This window comes from Brevundimonas sp. (genome assembly GCF_031082345.1).
In the GTDB taxonomy this organism is placed as follows: Bacteria; Pseudomonadota; Alphaproteobacteria; order Caulobacterales; family Caulobacteraceae; genus Brevundimonas.
Map to the genome: position 1 here is coordinate 1 of NZ_JAVHLH010000369.1, position 1,935 is coordinate 1,935.

Sequence of the window (1,935 nt, forward strand, 5' to 3'; positions counted from 1 at the left end):
CCGCGGGCCGTGTCGGCCCGGTCCGCGTCGCCGGAGACGAGGCCGCCCGCGCGGCCCCCGGCGCGGCCCCCTTGGCCCTGCCGGACCAGTCGCAGGACCTGATTGTGTCGCTGATGAGCCTGCACTGGGCCAACGACCTGCCCGGCGCCCTGGCCCAGCTCCGCCGCGCCCTGCGGCCGGACGGCCTGTTTCTGGGGACGCTGCTCGGGGCGGGGACGTTGAAGGAGCTGCGCGCGGTCCTGACCCAGGCCGAGCTGGAGGTGCGCGGCGGAGCGCAGGCCCGGGTCTCGCCCTTCGCCGACGGCTTCGACGGCGCCGCCCTGCTGCAGCGGGCCGGCCTGGCCCTGCCGGTCTCCGACGTGGACCGTCTGACCGTGCGCTATCCCGATCTCTACGCCCTCGTCCGCGATCTGCGCGCCATGGGCGAGACCAACGCCCTGGCCGGCGCGATCCGGCCGATGACGCGCGGCATGCTGGCGCGGGCCTCGGAGCTCTACGTCGAGCGATATGGCGAAGACGACGGACGCATTCCCGCGACCTTCGAGATTATCCATCTGGCGGGCTGGGCGCCGCACGAGAGTCAGCAGAAGCCCCTGCCGAGAGGGTCGGCGAAGATGCGGCTGGCGGATGCGCTGGGCGTCAGGGAATGGACCGGCGACGAGGGCTGAGGCCCGTCAGTTCGCGCCGATCGCGGCCGCCAGCTTGCCCATCGCCGCGTTGAACGTGCCGGTGCCGGCGTTGGCGAAGGCGGTGATGCCCGCCAGGGCCACCAGAAACACCAGGGCGATGATCAGGCCGTATTCCAGCGCGGTCGCGCCGCGTTCATCGGTGAGGAACCGGGAGAGCAGTGCACGCATGGCCCCCTCCTTCGGCGGCTAGAGCAAGTCGCGCAACCAGGCGACCAGGGGTTCGTCGGCCGGAGGCATCGGATAATCGGCCAGCTGGGCCGGACGCACCCATTTCAGAGCCGCGTGTTCGCGGTTCCGAACCACCCCCGACCAGCGTCGGCACAGATACAGTGGCATCAACAGATGAAATGAATCGTAAGCGTGGCTGGCGAAGACGAACGGCGCGAGGCAGGCCTCGTTCACGTCGATGTCCAGCTCTTCCTTCAGTTCCCGGATCAAGGCGGCCTCGGGCCGCTCGCCCGGATCGACCTTGCCACCCGGAAACTCCCACAGCCCGGCCAGCTGTTTGCCCTCGGGCCGCTGCGCGATCAGCACCCGCCCGTCGGCGTCGATCAGGGCCACGGCGACGACGAGGACGGTGGGGAGGGTCAAGGCTGTCGTCCGGCGAAAAAGGTGGCGAGGTCCCGCCCCCAGTAGCTGATTCCGAGGATATGCACGGCGCCCTCATGGACGACGAATTTGATCGCCGCGCGACGCCGCACCGTCAGAACCCGGACCCGCTCGTCATCCGGGTCGAGGCAGCGCCCGATCATCGGGAACCAGCGCAGGCCTTCGCAGGAGCGCTTGATCTCCAGCAGGAAGCGTTCGGCGGCCAGAGGGCGGTCGGCAGCGATAAAGTCGAACAGATCGTCCAGGTCCCGGATCGCTTCGCGCCGGTAGATCAGGTCAAGCGGCGCGGGCGGCACGCTTCATGCGCTGTTCGAGACGCGACCAGACAGCGTCATGGCTGACACCGTCCGCCGGATCATCCAGAACGGCCTGGACCTGCGCCCGCAGACGGTCCAATGCGCCCGGCGCCAGCTCGCCGCGCGCGAGGGCGTCGAATTCGGCGTCGCTCAGGCACGCATCAGGTCGGGCGAGGTCGCGGGACATATCCCAGAATAGCATTTTCAGCTGCGATAGTCGCCGTTGATCTCGACGTAGCGCTTGGTCAGGTCGCAGGTCCAGACGGTGGCCGAGATCGACATCACCGTCGACGTCGGTTCGGGCCGCGCCTCGGCCACCGTCTGGACCTGCGACCTGACCA

At 69.5% G+C, this 1,935-nt stretch carries 5 protein-coding genes and 1 pseudogene; 2 read left to right on the plus strand and 4 right to left on the minus strand.

Translation table 11 applies throughout. The features are described 5' to 3' along the window. Positions 1-668, plus strand: a 668-nt coding sequence (locus tag RDU12_RS15380; protein ID WP_308685512.1) for a methyltransferase domain-containing protein, incomplete at its 5' end; no start/stop codon positions are given. A 6-nt stretch (positions 669-674) separates the two neighbouring features. Here the strand turns inward: RDU12_RS15380 and RDU12_RS15385 are convergent. From RDU12_RS15385 to RDU12_RS15395, 3 genes are read right to left on the minus strand one after another with little or no spacing between them, the layout of a single operon-like run. Next, positions 675-857 (minus strand): Flp family type IVb pilin, encoded by a 183-nt coding sequence (locus RDU12_RS15385; protein ID WP_300292635.1) that lies wholly within the window; start codon positions 855-857, stop codon positions 675-677. Positions 858-875: 18 nt separating this feature from the next. Beyond that, positions 876-1,280, minus strand: coding sequence for a (deoxy)nucleoside triphosphate pyrophosphohydrolase (locus RDU12_RS15390; protein ID WP_300292637.1), 405 nt, complete (start codon positions 1,278-1,280; stop codon positions 876-878). Beyond that, the gene (locus RDU12_RS15395) at positions 1,277-1,594 is read right to left on the minus strand and encodes a type II toxin-antitoxin system RelE/ParE family toxin (protein WP_300292639.1); all 318 of its coding nucleotides are present in this window, start codon (positions 1,592-1,594) and stop codon (positions 1,277-1,279) included. The genes RDU12_RS15390 and RDU12_RS15395 overlap by 4 nt, the downstream gene beginning before the upstream one ends. A 37-nt stretch (positions 1,595-1,631) precedes the next feature. On the opposite strand from RDU12_RS15395, the gene RDU12_RS15400 reads away from it, so the two are divergent. Continuing rightward, entirely contained in the window at positions 1,632-1,793 is a 162-nt protein-coding gene (locus tag RDU12_RS15400; protein ID WP_308685517.1) for a hypothetical protein, read from the plus strand. Positions 1,794-1,798: 5 nt separating this feature from the next. Here the strand turns inward: RDU12_RS15400 and RDU12_RS15905 are convergent. After that, positions 1,799-1,867: pseudogene (locus RDU12_RS15905) on the minus strand (bifunctional ornithine acetyltransferase/N-acetylglutamate synthase); the annotation flags it as partial. Positions 1,868-1,935: the final 68 nt, after the last annotated feature.